This window comes from Yeosuana marina (assembly GCF_011762485.1).
In the GTDB taxonomy this organism is placed as follows: Bacteria; Bacteroidota; Bacteroidia; order Flavobacteriales; family Flavobacteriaceae; genus Yeosuana; species Yeosuana marina.
Map to the genome: position 1 here is coordinate 1 of NZ_JAAKGI010000038.1, position 2046 is coordinate 2046.

Here is a 2046-nt window from a genome sequence, read left to right on the forward strand (position 1 = left end):
TTGTTTTTTGAACAACTTAATAAATTAAATAGAATTATTATTCCTAAAAACTTGTTTTTTTTCATATTGTTTTTTTTTAGATTATTCTTTTGAGTTCGATTTATATTACCACCAACGTGATTGTATAAGAATAGTGCGGTTTTGTGTGCGAGGATTTTCCGAAGGAAAATCAGAAGCTAGCAAAACGCACTAACCCTTGATTAAGCACTCACTAAGCATTATTTTTATACGGTGTTAGCATACGTTTTTTTTAATTAATAAAAATAGGCTACTTATTATAATAAATGGTAAAATAAATAAAACAACACTATATAATGCATTATATAATTGATTTCCAAAATGGCTTAATTTTCCTTTGTTTTTATTCCAAATTCCATCCATAAATAAACCGCTCCAAGCTACTTGAAAGCCTTCTTTTCTTAATACTTTTTTGTAAAAATCAACAATTAATTTTGAAGTTAATAAAGTCAGAAAAGGTGAAAAAGTCAGAAGGGTGCAATTAAATCGGCAAAAATAATTCCAATTCAACAATTCCATTATGAGTCCTAAAAATCCAATTAGAAATGTGATTTTTAAATATCGTTTAAAATATTTGTCTTCTTTTAGGTCTTCCGAGCATGCTATAATCACCATGCTAAATAGTTGGTAAATTATAATTATCATATAAAAATATACTTGGGAAAGACTCATTTCAAATGTATGCTAACGTGTTTGGCTATGGTTTCGTTGCGTGAAAATCCGCGAGGATTTTCCGCCGTAAACCGAAGATAGCAAAAATGCGAGGACTTTCCGAGAGGAAAGTCAGAAGCAATGAACTATAGCCGTTGTTGTACACTGGCTTTTATTTATATTTTTCCGAGTATAAAAATTCAGCACGTTCATTTAATTCGTCCGTCATTTTTATTTGATTCGGTTTATCTTGATTCAAAATCCACGCTTTGTTTCCGATATCACTACTTTGAAGTACGATTGTATCTCCGACTTCAGTCCAACCAATTGTCCATTTATTTCCATCTCCAGCTCCAGTATTCAATTCAGTCAGCTTGTTATTTTCCGTACCGTATAAATGAATAATAACAAAAGCGAAATCCTCCGCATTTTTGTCAGTCCGATTTACAGTCGCTTTAATTTCAAAATTTCCAGTTGGTGATTTAATCAATTCACTTTCATAATTGCTGAAAAAACAACTTGTAAAAGTCAAAGACAAGAGTATTAAAGTCAGTTTGCGTTTCATTTGGTAGCTTGTGTACAACGTTGATGTATATGGAAAGTTGCGTGTTTGTGTGCGAGGATTTTCCGAAGGAAAATCGGAAGCAAGCAAACGAGCAACTAACTTTGGTTTAGGTAAAATTAGCAATTTTTTATATACGGTGTTGCCCACAGTTTTTATTCATTTTGAATTATTCGGTAGCTTTGTTCGGCTGTATTTTTCATGATTAATTTTCCAATTATATGACTAAATTCACCCTTAAATTCAATTTGGTAGCCATCTGAATTGTTAGGAATTATTTTTGATTTACCTTTTATTTTTCCCATAATTCGGTCACCTATTTTGAACTCAGTTGCATTTAATTCTAAATCATAGAATTCAAATTCTATATCCAAGATATGTTTTCCGTCATATTCAGGAACATCGGAAGAAAGAGTGATAAAAGCTCTCGGTTTTTTCGTTAAGTCAATTCTAATAGCAGTTGAACTTGTTCCAATCGATGAGATTGAGACAATCAAAGAATCAGTTTTTTTATTATCAAAAGTAGAATATCCGTAAAATTTAAAATCTGATTGAGTGATGTCTAATTCAGTCGAATCGACTTGAATTTTTGAATTAATTTTTACGTTTTGAGCTGATAAATTCAGGCCAAAAATCAGTAATATTAATATTTGTAGTGTTTTTTTCAAATTGTGGGCAACGTGATTGTATAAGATTAGTGGCGTGTTTAAGAACCTAATTTAGCAAATAGACACCAGATAGAAAATAGAGTGAACCCAAAAGGTTAGACAAATTTATAATTAATTTTGATAATAATGAGCTCGATATTCAGTCGG

At 30.8% G+C, this 2046-nt stretch carries 2 protein-coding genes; both read right to left on the reverse strand.

All coding sequences use genetic code 11. The features are described from left to right. Positions 1-841: 841 nt before the first annotated feature. Positions 842-1381 carry a hypothetical protein gene (locus G5V56_RS16885; protein ID WP_166967303.1) on the reverse strand — a complete coding sequence of 180 codons (540 nt, stop codon included), beginning with the start codon at positions 1379-1381 and terminating at the stop codon, positions 842-844. Positions 1382-1386: 5 nt separating this feature from the next. Next, positions 1387-1899: a hypothetical protein gene (locus G5V56_RS16890; RefSeq protein ID WP_166967304.1), complete on the reverse strand. Its 513-nt coding sequence runs from the start codon at positions 1897-1899 to the stop codon at positions 1387-1389. Positions 1900-2046: the final 147 nt, after the last annotated feature.